General features: G+C 63.0%; 13 protein-coding genes. 8 read left to right on the plus strand and 5 right to left on the minus strand.

All coding sequences use genetic code 11. From position 1 onward, the window contains the following. Positions 1 to 50 precede the first annotated feature (50 nt). The 3 genes from recJ to glmS all read left to right on the plus strand — a co-directional run bounded on the left by recJ (position 51) and on the right by glmS (position 5,191). Positions 51 to 1,832, plus strand: coding sequence for a single-stranded-DNA-specific exonuclease RecJ (gene recJ / locus L610_RS10475; RefSeq protein WP_144704847.1), 1,782 nt, complete (start codon positions 51 to 53; stop codon positions 1,830 to 1,832). Positions 1,833 to 1,905: 73 nt separating this feature from the next. After that, positions 1,906 to 3,246, plus strand: coding sequence for a bifunctional UDP-N-acetylglucosamine diphosphorylase/glucosamine-1-phosphate N-acetyltransferase GlmU (gene glmU, locus L610_RS10480; RefSeq protein WP_144704851.1), 1,341 nt, complete (start codon positions 1,906 to 1,908; stop codon positions 3,244 to 3,246). A 121-nt stretch (positions 3,247 to 3,367) separates the two neighbouring features. Next, positions 3,368 to 5,191: a glutamine--fructose-6-phosphate transaminase (isomerizing) gene (gene glmS, locus L610_RS10485; protein ID WP_144704854.1), complete on the plus strand. Its 1,824-nt coding sequence runs from the start codon at positions 3,368 to 3,370 to the stop codon at positions 5,189 to 5,191. 6 nt (positions 5,192 to 5,197) lie between these two features. Here the strand turns inward: glmS and recG are convergent, their stop codons facing one another. Further along, positions 5,198 to 7,306, minus strand: coding sequence for an ATP-dependent DNA helicase RecG (gene recG, locus L610_RS10490; RefSeq protein WP_144704857.1), 2,109 nt, complete (start codon positions 7,304 to 7,306; stop codon positions 5,198 to 5,200). Positions 7,307 to 7,419: 113 nt separating this feature from the next. Here recG and L610_RS10495 point away from each other — a divergent pair, with 113 nt between their 5' ends. Both L610_RS10495 and mfd read left to right on the plus strand, forming a co-directional pair. Beyond that, positions 7,420 to 7,707 carry a succinate dehydrogenase assembly factor 2 gene (locus tag L610_RS10495; RefSeq protein WP_024846893.1) on the plus strand — a complete coding sequence of 96 codons (288 nt, stop codon included), beginning with the start codon at positions 7,420 to 7,422 and terminating at the stop codon, positions 7,705 to 7,707. A gap of 9 nt (positions 7,708 to 7,716) precedes the next feature. After that, entirely contained in the window at positions 7,717 to 11,199 is a 3,483-nt protein-coding gene (mfd, locus tag L610_RS10500) for a transcription-repair coupling factor (protein ID WP_144704861.1), read from the plus strand. A 54-nt stretch (positions 11,200 to 11,253) separates the two neighbouring features. Here mfd and L610_RS10505 read toward each other — a convergent pair whose 3' ends face one another. Further along, the gene (locus L610_RS10505; RefSeq protein ID WP_144704864.1) at positions 11,254 to 11,940 is read right to left on the minus strand and encodes a DsbA family oxidoreductase; all 687 of its coding nucleotides are present in this window, start codon (positions 11,938 to 11,940) and stop codon (positions 11,254 to 11,256) included. Positions 11,941 to 11,952: 12 nt separating this feature from the next. Next, positions 11,953 to 13,749: an extracellular solute-binding protein gene (locus L610_RS10510; protein ID WP_144704867.1), complete on the minus strand. Its 1,797-nt coding sequence runs from the start codon at positions 13,747 to 13,749 to the stop codon at positions 11,953 to 11,955. A gap of 228 nt (positions 13,750 to 13,977) precedes the next feature. On the opposite strand from L610_RS10510, the gene L610_RS10515 reads away from it, so the two are divergent. Then, positions 13,978 to 14,604 carry an invasion associated locus B family protein gene (locus tag L610_RS10515; RefSeq protein ID WP_024846889.1) on the plus strand — a complete coding sequence of 209 codons (627 nt, stop codon included), beginning with the start codon at positions 13,978 to 13,980 and terminating at the stop codon, positions 14,602 to 14,604. Positions 14,605 to 14,675: 71 nt separating this feature from the next. Here the strand turns inward: L610_RS10515 and hspQ are convergent, their stop codons facing one another. Further along, positions 14,676 to 15,005 carry a heat shock protein HspQ gene (hspQ, locus tag L610_RS10520; RefSeq protein ID WP_144704870.1) on the minus strand — a complete coding sequence of 110 codons (330 nt, stop codon included), beginning with the start codon at positions 15,003 to 15,005 and terminating at the stop codon, positions 14,676 to 14,678. A gap of 116 nt (positions 15,006 to 15,121) precedes the next feature. Between hspQ and L610_RS10525 the strand changes: the two genes are divergently transcribed. Continuing rightward, a complete protein-coding gene (locus L610_RS10525) occupies positions 15,122 to 16,081 on the plus strand; it encodes an AEC family transporter (protein ID WP_144704873.1) in 960 nt (319 codons plus the stop codon). On the opposite strand, the gene L610_RS10530 is transcribed toward L610_RS10525, so the two are convergent. Next, positions 16,041 to 17,255 carry a UbiH/UbiF family hydroxylase gene (locus tag L610_RS10530; RefSeq protein ID WP_144704876.1) on the minus strand — a complete coding sequence of 405 codons (1,215 nt, stop codon included), beginning with the start codon at positions 17,253 to 17,255 and terminating at the stop codon, positions 16,041 to 16,043. The two genes, L610_RS10525 and L610_RS10530, sit on opposite strands and share 41 nt — an antisense overlap. A gap of 44 nt (positions 17,256 to 17,299) precedes the next feature. Here L610_RS10530 and L610_RS10535 point away from each other — a divergent pair, with 44 nt between their 5' ends. Continuing rightward, the gene (locus L610_RS10535) at positions 17,300 to 18,199 is read left to right on the plus strand and encodes a DUF2182 domain-containing protein (RefSeq protein ID WP_246658980.1); all 900 of its coding nucleotides are present in this window, start codon (positions 17,300 to 17,302) and stop codon (positions 18,197 to 18,199) included. The last annotated feature ends 4 nt before the right edge of the window (positions 18,200 to 18,203 follow it).

The following is an 18,203-nucleotide window of genomic DNA, read 5'->3' on the forward strand; positions in this document are numbered from 1 at the left end:
TGGCAAAACAGCGCCGAGCCTCTATGTTCGCGGCCTGATTGGGGTCGGATATGGCGGATCGGCGCTACTTTCTTGATGTACATAAGTCGGTGAACGGCCTTGCGTGGGTTCACCGGCTGGGTCTTCGCGAGGAAAACACGGCACTTGCCATGGCACAGGCGCATGGCGTGCCGGACATCGTGGCCAGGGTCCTAGCGGGCCGCGGCGTGTCGCAGGAGGACGCGCTGCGCTTTCTCGATCCGACGGTTCGGGATCTCCTGCCCAATCCTCGCTCATTCACCGACATGGATGCTGCCGCCGGGCGCATTGCCGATGCGATCGCGCGACAGGAGAAGGTGGCGATCTTCGGCGACTATGATGTCGACGGCGCGGCTTCCTCCGCGCTGCTGAAGCGCTTTCTCGCTCACTACGGCATCGACGCCGAGATTTACATTCCTGACCGGATTTTTGAAGGGTATGGCCCCAATCCGGATGCGATGCGCGAACTGGTGGCACGCGGCGCGAGGCTGATCATCACCGTCGACTGCGGTACCAACAGCGCCCTTGCGATCGATGCGGCCAACGAAGCTGGTGCGCAGGTGGTCGTGCTCGACCACCATCAGGTCGGTGGTCCGCTGCCAAATGCCATCGCGGTCGTCAATCCGAACCGCGAGGACGACATTTCGGGGCTGGGACATCTCTGCGCTGCGGGCGTCGTGTTTGTCACGCTGGTGCGTACGGTGGCGATGTTGCGCGAGCGGGGCAGCCGCACCTCGCCGCCGGATCTTCTCTCTTTCCTTGACCTCGTCGCATTGGCAACCGTCTGCGACGTCGTTCCGCTCATCGGCGTCAACCGTGCTTTCGTGGTGAAGGGGCTAATCGCGATGCGTCGGCTGGGCAATGCCGGGCTGACGGCGCTTGCGCGTGTCTCGCGCATCGGCGAACCGCTCAACACCTTCCATCTCGGCTTCCTGCTTGGTCCGCGCATCAATGCAGGCGGGCGCATCGGCGATGCAGCGCTCGGCAGCCGCTTGCTCGCCACCGATGATCCGACTGATGCCCGCACCATTTCCGAGACGCTCGACCGCCTCAACAGCGAGCGGCAGGCCATGGAGCAGGTCATGCTCGCCGAGGCAAAGAACGAGGCAGATGCCGAGCTGGCAGCCGGTAACGGCCCCGCTGTCTTGGTGACCGCGAGCGATCGCTGGCATGCCGGTATCGTTGGCCTCATCGCCGCGCGCTTGAAGGAACACGCCAAGCGCCCAGCGTTCGCGATCAATTTCAACCCGAACGGCATCGGTACCGGGTCTGGCCGCTCGATTCCCGGCTTCGACCTCGGCCGCATGGTTCGCGAGGCAGTCGAGCGCGGCCTGCTCGTCAAGGGCGGCGGACATGCGATGGCAGCCGGCATTACTGTCGAGCGCGAAAAACTCGGCGCGCTGCGGGCCTTCTTCGAGGAATGGGCGGCCGATGACGTGATGCGGCTGCGCGATGCGGCAGTGCTGGAGATCGACGCGGCGCTGTCGGCTGACGGTGCGAATTTCGACCTGCTCGACCGTTTGGAAAGCGCTGGTCCCTACGGGCCGGGCCATCCGCAGCCGGTGCTGGCCATGCCGCGGCACACTATCGCGGATGCACGTGTCGTTGGCGAGAATCATCTGCGCGTCGATCTGCGCTCCCAAACCGGCGCGCGGCTGCAGGCCATGGCGTTCCGCACGATCGGGACCGATCTTGGCAATTTCCTGCTCACAAACCGGGGGCGTGCAGTCCACGTGGCGGGGACAATCTCATCCAATTGGTGGAATGGTCAGCGTTCCGTCCAATTTCGGATAGAGGACGCCGTACTGGCATGACGTTTTGCAGGGGTTGGAGCAATCCGATCCCGATGCTACACAAGCCGCGAGCCAGACATCATTGGATTCCCGCATGAGCCAGAGAAGCTGCCTTTCGATCATTCTCGCTGCAGGCGAGGGTACGCGCATGAAGAGTGCGCTGCCCAAGGTGCTGCATCCGGTGGCGGACCTGCCGATGGTGGCGCATGTGGTAAACGCGGCGCGCGGAACCGACATCGCCGTCGTTGTCGGGCGGGAAGCCGAACGGGTGCGCCAGGCAGTTGCCCCGTTTGCACCGGAGGCACAGGTTTTTCTGCAGAGCGAGCGGCTGGGCACAGCGCATGCGGTTCTTGCGGCCCGCGAAAAGATCGGCCGCGGCTATGATGATATCTTGGTCCTGTTCGGTGACACACCGCTCGTCGAGGCTGAAGCCTTGTCAGCGCTCCGTGCGGAACTTGCGAAGGGCGCTGCTGTGGTCGTCATGGGGTTCCGGACCCCCAATCCGGATGGATATGGCCGGCTGATCGAAAAGGACAGCGCGCTGGTTGCCATCCGCGAGGAACGCGACGCCAACGATGAGGAGCGCCTCATCACCTTCTGCAACGGTGGCCTGATGGCAATTGCGGGCGAGCACGCACTTAGCCTGCTCGATGCCGTCCGCAACGAGAATGCCAAGGGCGAGTATTACCTCACCGATATCGTCGAGATTGCGACCTCGCGTGGCCTCAAGGTCGTGGCCACCGAAGCGGCATACGAGAACGTTCTGGGCATCAATACGCGTGCCGAACTCGCAGAGGCGGAAGCCGTCTGGCAGCAGCGCCGCCGCCGGAATTTCATGCTCGCAGGCGTGACGATGCTGGCGCCGGAAACGGTGCGGCTGTCGCATGACACCGAACTCGAAGCCGATGTGATGCTGGAGCCGAACGTGTTCTTCGGTCCGGGCGTCAAAGTCGCTGCCGGTGCGCGCATCCGTGCCTTCTCCCACCTTGAGGGTGCCATTGTGGAGGCCAATGCCGAGATTGGCCCATTCGCGCGCCTGCGTCCCGGCACGCGCGTTTCCCCGACCGCCAAGGTCGGCAATTTCTGTGAGGTCAAGAACGCCGTTCTCGACCAGGGCGCGAAGGTCAACCACCTGACCTACATTGGCGACGCCCATGTCGGGGCAAAGGCCAACATTGGCGCGGGAACGATCACCTGCAATTATGATGGTTTCGGAAAGCACCGGACAGAGATCGGCGCGGGGGCTTTCATTGGCTCGAATTCGTCGCTCGTCGCCCCGGTACGCGTCGGCGAAGGCGGCTATGTCGCTTCGGGCAGCGTGATTACCCAGGACGTTCCCACGGACGCGCTGGCGTTCGGCCGGGCTCGGCAGGAAAACAAGCCCGACCTTGGCCGGCAGTTGCGTGAAAGACTCAAGGCAAAAGCCGGAAAATAGACGGGAATTTCCGGAGGCGGCCTGCCTTCGGTTGCAATACTTTCTGAAAACTATTGTGATTTTTCCCGTAGCAGTTGGCCTCCTATGACGGTTGCAACGCGGGCAGGAAAGGGTCTTCGGCATGTGCGGTATCGTGGGGATTTTGGGGCGCACGGACGTGGCTCCCCTCATCGTCGATGCATTGAAGCGGCTCGAATATCGCGGCTATGACTCCGCCGGCGTTGCCACCATTTCGAACGGCCAGCTCGGCCGTCGCCGCGCCGAGGGCAAACTCGTAAATCTCGAGCGCCGCCTGAAGGAAGAGCCGCTCGCCGGCACAATCGGCATTGGCCATACCCGCTGGGCAACCCACGGCGTGCCGAACGAGACCAACGCGCACCCTCATTTTTCGGGTGATGTGGCGGTCGTACACAACGGAATTATCGAGAATTTTGCTGAGCTGCGTTCCTCGCTGATGGCCGACGGCTACAACTTCGTCTCGCAGACGGACACAGAGGTGGTCGCGCACCTGGTCACTCGTGAACTAAAATCCGGGAAGGAACCGGTCGCCGCCGCCCACGCTGCACTGAAGCAGCTGCGCGGCGCCTTCGCGCTCGCGATCATGTTCCGCGGCGACGAAAACCTCATCGTTGGTGCGCGCAACGGCCCGCCGCTTGCGGTCGGCCATGGCGATGGCGAGATGTATCTCGGGTCCGACGCGATCGCGCTCGCGCCCTTCACCAATTCGGTGACCTACCTTGAGGATGGGGACTGGGCGGTCATTCGCCGCAGCGGTGTTCAGGTATTCGACATTGATGGCGCGCCGGTCACGCGCCGCAAGCAGCAGTCGCTTGGCTCTGCCTACATGGTGGACAAGGGCAACTACCGGCACTTCATGGAGAAGGAGATCTATGAACAGCCAGAAGTCGTCTCGCACACGTTCGCGAACTACCTCGACTTCGCAAACGGAAAGGTCAAGGATTTCCAGCTGCCCTTCGACTTCGCAAAACTCGACCGGCTTTACATCTCAGCCTGCGGCACGGCGTATCTGGCCGGCCTGATCGGCAAATACTGGATCGAGCGCTACGCGCGCCTGCCGGTCGACATCGATATCGCGTCCGAGTTCCGCTACCGCGAACTGCCGATTACGAAGAACAGCGCCGCGCTGTTTATCTCGCAGTCGGGCGAGACGGCCGATACGCTCGCATCACTGCGCTACTGCCGCAGTGAAGGCTTGCCGATCGGCGCGATCGTCAACGTGCGCGAGTCGACGATCGCCCGAGAATCCGACATCGTCTTCCCGACCCTGGCAGGCCCCGAGGTCGGCGTCGCGTCGACGAAGGCGTTTACATGCCAGCTTTCCGTCCTTGCATCGCTCGCCTTGCGGGCGGCGGTGGCGCGCGGCACCATCGACGCCACGCAGGAAGCCCAGCTGGTGAGACAGCTTTCGGAAGCGCCGGGCATGGCGCATCAGGTGCTGAAGCTGGCGAGCCAGATCGAGCGGCTGTCGCGCGATCTCTCGCACTACAAGCACGTCCTCTATCTCGGCCGCGACACCAATTTCCCGCTGGCGATGGAAGGCGCGCTGAAGCTCAAGGAAATTTCGTACATCCACGCTGAAGGCTATGCCGCTGGCGAGCTGAAGCACGGGCCGATCGCGCTGATCGACGAGAAGATGCCGGTCATCGTCATCGCGCCGCATGACCGCATCTTCGAGAAAACCGTCTCGAACATGCAAGAAGTGGCGGCACGCGGCGGCAAGATCATCCTGATCACCGACGCAAAGGGCGCTGCCGAGGCGACCGTCGAGACGCTGTCGACCATCGTGGTGCCGGATGTTCCCGAGATCATCTCGCCGATCGTCTACGCGCTGCCGATCCAGCTGCTGGCTTACTACACGGCGGTGTTCATTGGCACGGATGTCGACCAGCCGCGCAACCTCGCCAAGTCCGTGACGGTGGAGTAGGGCGGCTTACCCCGCCCGTAGCAGCCGCACCGCATCGTCGCGGCCGTAGAGGTAGAGAAGCACTTTCAGCGCTTCACCCCGGGGCGAGACCAGTTCCGGGTCTCGCTCCAGGATGAGGCGTGCGTCGTTGCGGGCGATTTCAAGCAGGTCCGAGTGGCGCTCGATCCGCGCAACGCGGAAACCCGGGGTGCCTGATTGCTTGGTGCCCAGCAATTCGCCTTCGCCGCGCAGCTTGAGGTCCTCCTCGGAAATGCGGAAGCCGTCTTCCGTCTCCCGCATGACCGACAGGCGCTGCTTGGCGATCAGCCCCAGCGGTTCTTTGTAAAGCAGCACGCAACTCGACGGGCGGTCCCCGCGCCCAACGCGGCCGCGCAACTGGTGCAGCTGGGCCAGGCCGAAGCGCTCGGCATGTTCAATGACGATGATGGTCGCGTCGGGCACGTCGACGCCGACTTCGATGACTGTGGTGCCGACCAGAATGCGCGTCTCGCCGTTCTTGAAGGCGAGCATTGCGGCATCCTTCTCCGCACCGCTCATGCGGCCGTGGATCAGGCCTGTCTGGTTGCCGAAGACGGGCTTGAGAGCCGCGAAGCGGTCCTCGGCCGACATCAGCTTGATTTCCTCCGACTCCTCGACCAGCGGGCAAATCCAGTAGACCTTCTGGCCCTCGGCAATCGCCGACTGCATGCGGCGGATGAGATCAGGCAGGCGTTCGAGCGGCAGGGTGACGGTCTGGATCGGTTTGCGACCCGCCGGCTTTTCGGTCAGGCGCGAGACATCCATGTCGCCGAAGGCGGTGAGCACCAGCGTGCGCGGAATCGGGGTTGCCGTCATCACCAGCATGTCGACGGCCTGGCCCTTGGCAGAGATCGCGAGGCGCTGGTGGACGCCGAAGCGGTGCTGCTCGTCGATGACGGCGAGCACGAGGTTCTTGAACTCCACCGTATCCTGGAAGATGGCATGGGTGCCGATGACGATTTCTACCTCGCCGGAAGCGATCGCCTTCAGCGTCTCGGTGCGTTCCCGTCCCTTTTCGCGGCCGGTCAGAATTGCTGTCCGCAGTCCAGCCTTGGCGGCAAGATTGCTGATGGTGGTAAAGTGCTGCCGCGCGAGGATTTCGGTCGGTGCCATCAGCGCAGACTGGCCGCCGGCTTCCGCCGCGCGTGCCATAGACATCAGCGCCACAACCGTCTTGCCCGAGCCGACGTCGCCCTGCAGAAGGCGCAGCATCCGCTCAGATGAGGAAAGGTCGGCATGAATGTCCTCGATGGCCTTTTCCTGCGCGCCAGTGAGCGAGTAGGGCAGTGCCGCCCTGATCTTCTGCTCGATAGAACCGTCGCCGATGAGCGGCCGTCCGCTCGCTTTGCGCAGGCGCTTGCGCACCAAAGCCAGCGCAAGCTGGCCAGCCAGGAACTCGTCATAGGCGAGCCGGCGCCAGGGCGGGCTGTCGGGATTTACATCGAGGGGGTCGGACGGCTGGTGCAGCCGGTGCAATGCCATGCGGAGGCTCGGGAAGCTCTGGCGCTTTGCCAGTTCCGGATCCAGCCATTCCGGCAGGTCCGGGAGCCGGTCGAGGCTAGCGAGGATTGCGCGGCGCAGCACCTTTCCCGAAAGTCCGGCGGTCAGCGGATAGACGTTTTCGAGCAGGGGCAGCTCTTCTGCCCGCGAAACCGGCACCATGTGGTCGGGATGCACCATTGCCGCGCGGCCGTTGAAGCGCTCGATTTTGCCGGAGACAATTACATCCATGCCTTCCGGCAAAGCCTTGAGCAGCCACTCGCCCTTGGCATGGAAGAAAGTCAGCGCGATGTCGTCGGATGAGTCGTGGCCGAAGACGCGGTACGGCAACTTGCCCTTTCCGGATGGCGGCGGCTGGTGATGATCGATGGTGATCCTGATCGTGACCACCACGCCTTCCGGCGCCTCGCTGATCCGAAACGTCTTGCGCCTGTCGATGATCGAGTACGGCAGCACGAAGAGTAGATCACCGACGCGGACCTCGCGGCCACTCGTGTCGTGCGGCACGACATTCGCGAGCAGGCCCGCAAGCCTAGGCCCAATTCCATCGAGGGTAGTGGCCGGCGCAAAGATCGGATCAAGCAGGGTAGGTCGCATGCGCGAACCTTATGACGGTCATGTGTGACCGCAAAGGCTGACATTGGCAATTTCAGACGCTATATCCGCCCATCATCCATGGCTTTCCACAGCCCAGAGGAATTTCGTCCGACATGACCGGAACAACGCGCACAAGCGCCGACCTTGATACACGCCGCCGCAGGATCCTGTATCGCTCATGGCATCGCGGAATGCGCGAGGTCGACCTCATCCTGGGCTCCTTCGCCGATGGCGAGATCGACAAGCTGACGGAGGAGGAGCTGAATATCTACGAACGTCTCATGTCCGAGGACGACGGAGACATCCTGAAGTGGGTGCTCGGCGAAAAGCCCGTGCCGGCGGAGCACGACACGCCCGTCTTCGCCAAGATCCTCAGCTATCGCGACTCCGCTCTGGTCTAGTATTTGCCGATGAGCATTCTTCCCGCTATCCACCTGCCCGAGCGCGGGGCAACCATCGTCGACGGCATTGCTGACGGCTACGAGGCGTTTGCACTCGCCTCGATCGCCGGCCAGTTGGGGGAGAAGCCGCTCATCTTCGTCGCGCGCGACGGCCAGCGCATTCCGGCGCTTGCCGAAGTGCTTGCATTCGCGGCGCCCGGCATTCCCCTCCTCGAACTCCCGGCGTGGGACTGCCTTCCCTATGACCGCGTCTCGCCCGGTGCGGACGCAGCCGCGCGGCGCCTCGACGCCATGACGGCAATGGCCGCGCTGCGGGAAAAGCCGCACCGCGCCATCATCCTCGTCAGCGCCAACGCGCTCCTGCAACGGATGCCTGCGGCCGCGGCGATTGCGGCCCAGTCTTTCGCAGCACGACCCGGCAACCAGGTCGACATGAAGCAGCTGCTGGCGCATCTGGAGACCAGCGGCTTCGAGCGCGTGCCCACCGTGCGCGATGTCGGCGAATATGCGGTGCGCGGCGGCATTCTCGATCTTTATGCGCCCGGGGGTGAGCCGGTACGCCTCGACTTCTTTGGCGATACGCTGGAGTCGATCCGCGCGTTTGACCCCGCCACCCAACGCACGACCGGCCAGAAGCAGTCGTTCTCGCTCAAGCCGATGAGCGAGGTGTCGCTAACGCCCGATACGATCAGCCGCTTCCGCCGCGCCTATATCGAGGCGTTCGGCGCGCCTTCTCGAGACGACGCCCTCTATGCGGCGGTGAGCGAAGGACGCCGCTTCGCCGGCATGGAACATTGGCTGCCGCTCTTTTACGAGGAGATGGAGACGGTCTTCGACTACCTGCCCGACGCACCGGTGATCTTTGATCATCTCGCGCATGAGGCGATTGCCGAGCGCTATGCGCTGATCGTTGATCACTACGAGGCGCGGTCGAAGCAGAGCGAAGGCCTTGTCGACGCTGTTCCCTACAAGCCGGTGCGCCCGCCGCTCCTGTACCTGACGCCGGAAGAGGTGAAGGCGAGGGCAGAGGAGCGGCAATCGGTCGACTTCACGCCGTTCGATACGCCGCCGACGCTCGGCCGCGCGCTGCGCCACGCTGGGGCCCGCCAGGGCCGCAACTTTGCGGAAGAGCGCGCTGACCCGAACGTCAACGTCTTCGACCATGCCGTAAAGCACATTGCAGACAGCCGCGCCGGCAAGAAGCGCGTGTTGATCGCGGGCTACAGCGAAGGCTCGCTTGATCGGCTGACGCAGGTTCTCACCGAGCATGGGCTCGAAAACCTGCAGAAGATCGGCAGCATTGACGAGGTTGAGAAGCTGGCGAAGGGGCAGGCCGGGCTTGTCGTCCTGCCGCTCGAGGCCGGTTTTGAGACGGACAGCCTCGCCGTTCTCGCCGAGCAGGACATCCTCGGCGACCGCCTGATCCGCCGCGCCAAGAAGCGCAAGAAGGCGTCTGACTTTATCGCCGAGGTAGCTGCACTCTCCGAAGGCGACATCGTCGTCCACGCGGACCACGGCATTGGCCGCTTTGTCGGCCTCAAGACGATTGAGGCGGCAGGTGCGCCGCACGACTGCCTTGAAATCCACTATGCCGGCGATGATCGCCTGTTCCTCCCGGTTGAGAACATCGAGCTTCTGTCGCGCTATGGCTCCGAGTCGTCGGAGACGGTGCTCGACAAGCTCGGCGGCGTTGCCTGGCAATCGCGCAAGGCAAAGCTCAAGCGGCGCCTGCTGGAAATGGCGGGCCAGCTCATCAAGATCGCCGCCGAGCGCCAGCTGCGCCCGGCGCCGGTGATGATGCCGCCGGAAGGCGTTTATGCGGAGTTCGCGGCGCGCTTCCCCTACGAGGAAACTGACGACCAGCAGACGGCAATCGACGCCGTCATGGAGGATCTTGCCGCTGGCAGGCCGATGGACCGCCTGATCTGCGGCGACGTCGGTTTCGGCAAGACGGAAGTTGCCCTGCGCGCGGCGTTCCTTGCGGCGATGGAAGGCTTTCAGGTTGCTGTCGTGGTGCCGACGACGCTGCTTGCGCGCCAGCACTTCCGCACCTTCAGCCAGCGTTTTGCCGGTCTCCCGGTCAACGTCCGGCAAGCCTCCCGCCTCGTTACTTCCAAGGAACTCTCCGAAACCAAGAAGGGGCTTGAGGAGGGCACCGTCGACATCGTCGTCGGCACGCATGCGCTGCTTGGCTCGGGCGTCACCTTCAAGAACCTCGGCCTTCTCATCATCGACGAGGAGCAGCACTTCGGCGTCAAGCACAAGGAACGTCTGAAGGAACTGAAGACGGACGTCCACGTGCTTACACTCTCAGCGACGCCGATCCCGCGCACGCTCCAGCTGGCGCTCACCGGCGTTCGCGAGCTGTCGCTGATAACGACGCCGCCAGTCGACCGCATGGCGGTGCGCACCTTCATCTCGCCGTTTGATCCGCTGGTGATCCGGGAAACTCTGCTGCGCGAGCGCTATCGCGGCGGCCAGAGCTTTTATGTCGTCCCGCGCATCGCCGACCTCGACGAGATCAGGACCTTCCTATCAGAGCACGTGCCCGAACTGAAGGTTGCGACAGCGCACGGACAGATGGCTGCCGGCGAGCTCGACGACATCATGAACGCCTTCTACGACGGCCAGTATGACGTGCTGCTGTCGACGACCATCGTCGAATCCGGCCTCGACATTCCGACGGCCAACACGATGATCGTCCACCGCGCCGATATGTTCGGTCTCGGCCAGCTTTATCAGCTGCGCGGCCGCGTCGGCCGTTCGAAGCTGCGTGCCTACGCGCTGTTCACGCTGCCCGCACGCAAGTCTCTGACCCCGCTGGCCGAACGACGTCTCAAGGTGCTGCAGTCGCTCGATACGCTCGGCGCTGGCTTCCAGCTTGCCAGCCACGACCTCGACATTCGCGGCGCCGGCAACCTCCTGGGCGACCAGCAGAGCGGCCACATCAAGGAAGTCGGCTTCGAGCTTTACCAGCAGATGCTGGAAGAGGCCGTGGCAGAGCTGCGCGGCACCGGCGAGACATTTGATGAAAGCTGGTCGCCGCAGATCACCGTCGGCACGGCAGTCATGATCCCGGAAAGCTACGTTCCGGACCTGCAGCTGCGGCTTGCTCTCTACCGTCGCCTCGCCGACCTCGAGACGCCGGCAGAGATCGACGGCTTTGGCGCCGAACTGATCGACCGCTTCGGGCCGATGCCGGAGGAAGTCGAGCACCTGCTTAAGATCGTCTACATCAAGGCGCTGTGCCGCAAGGCGAACGTCGAAAAGCTCGATGCCGGACCCAAGGGCGTCGTCATACAGTTCCGCAACAAGACGTTCCCGGAACCGGCAGGACTGGTGCGCTACATCGCGGAGCAGGGCTCGCTGGCAAAGATCCGGCCCGACCAGAGCATCGTACTGATGCGCGACTGGCCGACGCCGAAGAAGCGGCTTGCCGGGTCCGCGGTCATAATGACCCAGCTAGCAAAGCTGGTCGACAAGGCGGCCTGAAACGAAAACGCCCCGGTAACGGCCGGGGCGTTCTTTCATTAAAACAAGCTGTCTTCAGAAGTCCTTGGCGAGTTCGCCGCGCGCCTTGGCGGCGCCGATCTGGCGGATCGCATCCGCAAGCATTTCCGACTCCTGCGCCCCCACGACGACATATTTGCTCTCGAAGACGAAGCTTGGAACACCGGTAATTCCCATTGCACCCGCCGAGGCGATTTCCGCGCGAAGCGATTCTTCGTCAGCCGGCGAGGGAAGAAGAGCTGTAACGAGGGCGGCGTCCAGGCCGCATTCGTCGGCAGCCTCTATGAGCACGTTGTGGTCGCCGATGTCGCGGCCTTCCTCGAAATAAAGCTCGAACAGGCGCTTGACCATCAGCCGCTGCGCACCCGCAGGCGCCTTGGGCGAGCCCGCCCAGCGGATCAGGCGGTGGGCATCGAGCGTGTTCGGCGACACCTGGATGGCGTCGAAGTTGAAGCGGATGCCCTCGACTTCGCCAAGCTGCGAAATCCGCTCGTGCATCTGGTTGATGCGGTCCTCGCTGCCGAACTTGTCGAGCATGTACTTCTTGCGGGGCAGGCCACCCTTTGGAATGTTCCCGTCGAGCTGGTAGGGCCGCCAGCGCGGCTTGATTTCGACGTCTTCGACAAGGTTGGCGGCGTGCTCCAGCCGCTTCATGCCGATGAAGCACCATGGGCAGACCACATCCGAGATGACGTCGATGACAAGTTCCGTGCGTTCAAGCATCAGCGTTTCCAATCATTTGCCGGCATGCCACCACGTCGTCAGCTGCGGGCCGAGAAGCGGCGTAACCTCGGGGCGCTGGATCTGTTCCCAGCGGGCGATCCAGCGCACGGGCTGGTGATAGAGCGGCACCACATAGGCGCCGGAAAGCAGCACGCGGTCATAGGCGCGGACCGCGGTAACGAATTCTTCCTTCGTCCGCGCCGACAGCAGTCTGTCGATCATCGCATCGATCGCCGGTTCCGCAACCCCGGCGAAATTGTAGGTGCCGTCGCGGTCGCGGTTGGCCGAGCCCCAGCGGAAGACCTGCTCGACGCCCGGCGAAAGCGACGAGGTGTAGTTGAACAGCATGACGTCGAAATCATAGACGCGCTGGCGCTGCAGGTACTGCGCTGCGTCGACCACGCGGATCTGCGCCGTTATACCGAGGCGTTCGAGCGTGCGGCTCCATGCGGTTGCGACCGGCACCGCGGAGGGACCGTTCAGCATGATCTCGAACGAGAGGGGTTTCCCTTCCGCATCGACCAGCCTGGAGCCTTCCAGCCGGTAGCCGGCGGCTTTCAGCGCATCCATGCCTTTGCGCAGGAAGTTGCGATCGCGGCCCGAGCCGTCGGAGACCGGCAGCTGCCAGGTGCCTTCCATTATTTCAGGGAGCACCGCGTCCGGGAAGTCGGCAAGTAGTGCCTTTTCCTCTTGGCTTGCATGACGTTCGAACGAGGAAAGCTCCGAGCCATCATAAAAACTGCGGATGCGCGCGTAGGCGCCATTGAAGAGGTTGCGGTTCGCCCATTCGAAATCAAACAGGCCGCTCAGTGCATGGCGAACATCGCGGTTGCCGAACACCGGCCGACGGGTGTTCATGACGAAGCCGTACATGCCGGACGGCGTGCGCTTCGGGAACTCGTCCTTGATCACCCGGCCCTGGCGCGCTGCCGGAAAATCATAGCCCGTCGTCCAGCGGCCGGTATCCGTCTCGATATTGATCGATGTCGAGCCCTTCTTGAAGGCCTCGAAAATCGTGTTGTCGTCGCGGATGTAGTTGATCCGGATCTCGTCGTAATTGTCGTGGCCGACCTTGGTCGGAATGTCCTTCGCCCAGTAGTCGGGGTTCCGCTTCAGGGTAATCGACTCGCCCGGGCGGATGTTGGCGATCAGGTAGGGGCCCGAGCCGACCATCGGCTTCAGCGTCGAACGGTCAAAGTTTTCGGCGTCTGTTGCATGCTTGGGCAGCACCGGCATCAGGCCGAGGATCAGCGGCAGCTCGCGGTCGGGTTCCGCGAACTCGAAGCGCACGCCGCGCTCGCCGACCTTCTTCATGCTGGCGACCTTGTTGGCGGTGGTCGCGTAGCGGGGAAAACCTTTGTCGCGCAGCAGTTCGATCGTGAAGATCACGTCCTCCGGCTTGATGGGCTCGCCATCGGAGAAGCGCGCGCGTTCGTCCAGCGTGAACTCGACGAAGGTGCGCTGGTCGTCCGTCTCCACGGTCTTCGCGATCAGCGGATAGAGCGTGAACGGCTCGTCGGCCGAACGATGCATCAGCGTCTCGAAGACGTTGTTGCCCAGCTCGAGGTCGGCAAGGCCGCGCGCTGCGTCGCCCTGGACGATGAACGGATTGACGCTGTCGAACGAGCCCTGCCAGGCATAGTCGACCCTGCCACCCTTGGGTGCGTCTGGATTGACATAGGGAAAATGTTGGAAGTCGGCGGGGAGGGCGGGTTCGCCATGCATGGCAAGGGCATGGCTCGGTCCTGCGGCGAGTGCCGGACTGGCGAGCGCAGAGAAAACGGCAAAGGCAGCGGCCAGAAGGCGCATCAATCAGGCTCCGGAACGGATATGCACGGCGAATCAACTGACCCTAGCATGACAGGGAAAGTGCCGGAATCGCGGTAGTCGCCTGGCAATATCGATGGCGGCACTGGATTCGTTCGACATGGCGGTGTAACAGGCGCTAGAAGTCATGCTGTCGCCGTATTTGCTGATCACCTGTGCAGCACAGACGGCTGCCAAGCAGCTCATATGTCTTGAGAGGAACACGACCCTATGAACAGCCGGAAGACCGACGTGTCCCGCCTTTCACTCCTGGCTGGCGGTGCCTTTGCCGTCGCGGCCATGACGATGACCCCTGCAGCCGCTCAGCAGCCGGAAATGCCGAAGGGCTGGTTCAAGGCCTGCAGCAAGCAGGAAGACGTCGACATCTGCAATGTGCAGAACATCAGCGTTGCCGACACCGGCCAGCTGCTGACGGGCGTGAGCCTGATCGAGGTGAAGGGCAAGGTGAACCGCAAGATCTTCCAGGTAACGGTCCCGACCGGCCGCCTCGTGCCTCCGGGCATTGGCATGCAGATCGACGGCGGCCAGACCCAGAAGATCGACTACATGATCTGCCTGCCGGATCGCTGCATCGCGGAAGCTCCGCTGACCGACCAGCTTGTGGCGCAGTTCAAGAAGGGTTCGAACGTGACGTTCACGTCGGTGAATTTCCAGAACCAGCCGAACCCGATCAAGGTTTCGCTCGCCGGCTTCACCGGCGCGTTCGATGGTGAGCCGCTGCAGCAGCAGGACATCGAGAACCGCCAGCGCCAGCTGCAGGAATTCGTCAACCGCAACACGGAAGACTTTGCCGCCAAGCTCAAGGAAGAGCAGGAAAAGGCGAAGAAGGGCAATTGATCCCTTCGATCAATGCGAAACGAGAAAAGGCGGGTTCGACCCCGCCTTTTTTGTTGCCTTCTGTCTTCTGGCTAATGCTTGATCTTCTGCTTCAGGACGTAGCCTTCGCCGGTGACGTCAAAGATGTCCTTCAACGCAGGATGACGCACGGGGACCCCCGAGTCGTCGATGACCAGGTTCTGCTCGGAGACGTAGGCGACGTACTCGGTATCATCGTTCTCGGCCAGCAGATGGTAGAACGGCTGGTTGCGCGCGGGGCGTACCTCGGCCGGAATGGCCTCGTACCATTCCTCGGTGTTCGCAAATTCCGGATCAACGTCGAAGATGACGCCCCTGAAGGGGAACAGCCGGTGGCGGACGACCTGGCCGATCTTGAATTTCGCAGTCTTGAACTCAGGCATGTGCATGAACCTTTGCGCGTAATCTTGCGCATGACGGTCGGCTTTTCAACTGTCTCGGCTTGACCGACGTATGTAGGCGAAGTAGCCGCACAACAAGGTTGGTAACTGAGGGAACTATGGCTGAAATTGTCGGGTTGGTCCTTCCCTTCTTCGGGATGATTTTCATAGGCGCCATCGCAGCCCGTCTCASCCGCCAGCCTCTGGAAGCCCTCGGATGGATGAATACCTTCATCATCTACGTGGCCTTGCCTCCACTGTTCTTCCAGCTCATCTCGCGCACTCCCGTACATCAGCTGACCGAGTGGCGCTTCATCGCCGGTTCGGCTTTGGCAACTTACATCGTCTTCACGTTGATGTTCGCCGGATCACTGATCTTCTCACGCAATCTGGCTGAAAGTACGATCAAGGGCCTGGCGGCTGCCTACGGTAACATCGGCTACATGGGGCCAGGCTTGGCACTGCTCGCATTCGGTCCTGAAGCGGCCGTGCCGGTGGCGCTGATCTTCAGCTGCGAGAACGCGCTGCACTTTGCCGTCGCGCCGCTGATGATGGCGCTTGCGAGCGACGAGAAGCCGCCAGCCTCTCAGCTGGTCTTCGACGTCGTTCGCAAGATCCTGACCCACCCCTTCATCGTCGCGACGATGATCGGCGTGGTGGCGGCGGTGTACGAATACCAGCCGCCGGAAGCCATTTCGAAGCTGATCCAGTATCTTGCGCAGGCCGCCGCGCCTTGCGCGCTGTTTGCAATGGGCGTGACGCTGGCGCTGCGGCCACTGAAGCGGGTGCCGCGCGAGCTCGGCCTCATCACGGCGCTCAAGCTCATCGTGCACCCGGCGCTCTGCTACGTAGTGCTGAGCCTGGTCGGCAATTTCGAGCCCGCCTGGATGTACTCGGCAGTGATACTCGCGGGGCTGCCGACGGCGACGAACGTATTCGTCATCGCCCAACAGTACAATGTTTGGGTTCAGCGGGCCTCGGCGAGCATCCTGATCACGACCGTACTGTCGATCGCGACCATCACCGGTCTGCTCTACCTCATTCGGAGCGGAACCTTGCCACCGGACCTCTTTCCCTGAAGAGGCTCATGATGCCGGCGCCGGTGCGCAGGCCCTCGCGCATGAAGAAGTTGCGCAGGGGCGGGACAGCGCCGAGGAGGTTCAGCCCCGCGGTGCGCACGAACTGGACAGGCAGGGCGTCCGCCATCAGCGAGCGGTTCAACAGGTCGACGGCCGATGAGCGCGCGATGATGTCCGGGCGGCGCAGGCGGTCGTAGTAAGACAGTGCTGCCGCAGCACCCGGATCGGCGGGATAGCGTCGAGCCATCTTCACCAGTCCCTCGACGTCGCGGATGCCGAGATTGAGGCCCTGAGCGCCAATCGGCGGGAATACGTGCGCAGCTTCACCGACCAGCGCTATGCGGTTCGCGGCAAAGCGCGCGGGGAGGGTGACGTTCAGCGGATAGACCTGACGGCCAGGCGAAACCTCGACGCGGCCTAACATCGACTGCATGCGCTCTTCGATCAGGCGCGACAGTTCAGCGTCAGGCAGGGCCTTGAGTTCTTCCGCACGATGCGGGCGCGAGACCCACACGAGGCTCGAACGCATACCGGGCAGCGGCACCACCGTGAACGGGCCATGCTCGGTGTGGAACTCGGTCGACGTGTCGTCGTGCGGACGCGTATGCGCGAAATCCAAGACGAGGGCGGACTGGCCGGTGGAGGCAGTACGCACGCTGATCCCCGCAGCCTCGCGGGCGGGCGAAAGGCGGCCATCAGCCGCGACCGCTAGTTTTGCCGTGATGATCTTGCCGTTCTCGAGCTCGGCCTGAATGCCGTCTTCAAGCGGCTGCCAGTGCGCGACGATCGATGTCTCGATGCGGATACCGTCGTTAGCCTTTACCGCTGCATCGAGGGCCGGCAGCATGTTCCGGTTCGGAATGTTGAGCCCAAAGTACTCTTCGCCGATCTCGGCGGCCCGGAAGCTCACGACGGGGCTGCGCAGCAGGCGGCTGGTGGCGTCGGCGATGCGCATGACGCGCAGCGGAGCCGAACCTTCCTTGACCGCGTCAAGGACGCCCAGCCCATCGAGGAAGTCGAGCGACGGTTTCATCAGCGCCGTCGTGCGCCGGTCGCCAGTGTTGACCGGAGGTCCGACCAGGATTGCAGACAGGCCGGCCTGAGCCAGAGCCAGGGCTGCCAGAAGACCAGCGGGGCCGGTGCCGGCAATGACGATATCAGCATCGAACTTCATACCGCGATATAGAGCCTTTTCAGGCGCTTGATCAACGAGACGAAATGGCTCATTCGAGAAGGATGGCCGATCCGCGCGACGATTTCTCGAACCTTGAAGGACCCGCGCGGGCCGTTGCCGAGGCGTCGCGCCGGCCACGAAGCCTGGTCTACCTGACGTTGGGACTGAGTGTCGTCCTGTCATGGCTGGTCCTGCTGTCGATGTCGCGACGCGCAGCGGAGATTCAGCGCGGCGGTCCGGGAAGCAATCTGCTTGAAGCACTTCCGGCGCTCGAGCTGCCTGGCTTTCTGGAGACATTCTTCGTTCTGTGCTTGTCTCCGAGCGCACCCGGAGGAGCCGCCGGCGAATTCTTCGCCTTGCTGGCGATGTGGGTTCTGATGTCGGTGGCGATGATGCTTCCGTCGGCGGCGCCGATGATCCGCACCTACTGCGAGATCGCGGATACCGCCACGGCCAAGGGGGAGGCAGCCGTTTCGCCGTTGTTGCTGGTAGCCGGCTACCTCACCGTCTGGTCGGGCGTCGCGCTCATCTTTGCCACCGTGACCGCGATCCTGCGAGCACTTGGCCACGACCTTGGAGCGCCCCTGGGCTCCGTCGCTGCGGCAGTGATTCTCGGCCTCGCAGGGCTCTACCAATTCAGCGGCCTGAAGGACGCCTGCCTCGAAAAATGCCGCAACCCGTTCACGATCCTTTTCGCCCGCTGGAGCGTCAGGCCGATTCGCATCTTCGTGCTCGGCATGGAGCAGGGCGTCTGGTGCGTGGGCTGCTGCTGGGCGCTGATGCTGGTGATGTTCGCCGTCGGCACCATGAACCTGTTCTGGATGGTGCTGATCGGCATCTTCTCACTTGTTGAAAAGCAGGAGGCCGGAAGGGTATTCACAAGGCTCGCTGGCGGAATATTGCTTGTATGGGCGGCGGCGCTCCTTGTAGCGTCTCTTTCATAGGGAG

It is taken from the genome of Aminobacter sp. J44 (assembly GCF_007829415.1).
In the GTDB taxonomy this organism is placed as follows: Bacteria; Pseudomonadota; Alphaproteobacteria; order Rhizobiales; family Rhizobiaceae; genus Aerobium.

Bases quoted from the DNA above. Each gene is read 5' to 3' on its own strand.
- glmS (WP_144704854.1), top strand. From the start codon at position 3,368: ATGTGCGGTATCGTGGGGATTTTGGGGCGCACGGACGTGGCTCCCCTC.
- hspQ (WP_144704870.1), bottom strand. From the start codon at position 15,005: ATGCCTGAGTTCAAGACTGCGAAATTCAAGATCGGCCAGGTCGTCCGC.
- glmU (WP_144704851.1), top strand. From the start codon at position 1,906: ATGAGCCAGAGAAGCTGCCTTTCGATCATTCTCGCTGCAGGCGAGGGT.
- L610_RS10535 (WP_246658980.1), top strand. From the start codon at position 17,300: ATGGCTCATTCGAGAAGGATGGCCGATCCGCGCGACGATTTCTCGAAC.
- L610_RS10495 (WP_024846893.1), top strand. From the start codon at position 7,420: ATGACCGGAACAACGCGCACAAGCGCCGACCTTGATACACGCCGCCGC.
- recG (WP_144704857.1), bottom strand. From the start codon at position 7,306: ATGCGACCTACCCTGCTTGATCCGATCTTTGCGCCGGCCACTACCCTC.
- L610_RS10505 (WP_144704864.1), bottom strand. From the start codon at position 11,940: ATGCTTGAACGCACGGAACTTGTCATCGACGTCATCTCGGATGTGGTC.
- L610_RS10510 (WP_144704867.1), bottom strand. From the start codon at position 13,749: ATGCGCCTTCTGGCCGCTGCCTTTGCCGTTTTCTCTGCGCTCGCCAGT.
- recJ (WP_144704847.1), top strand. From the start codon at position 51: ATGGCGGATCGGCGCTACTTTCTTGATGTACATAAGTCGGTGAACGGC.
- L610_RS10530 (WP_144704876.1), bottom strand. From the start codon at position 17,255: ATGAAGTTCGATGCTGATATCGTCATTGCCGGCACCGGCCCCGCTGGT.
- L610_RS10515 (WP_024846889.1), top strand. From the start codon at position 13,978: ATGAACAGCCGGAAGACCGACGTGTCCCGCCTTTCACTCCTGGCTGGC.
- mfd (WP_144704861.1), top strand. From the start codon at position 7,717: ATGAGCATTCTTCCCGCTATCCACCTGCCCGAGCGCGGGGCAACCATC.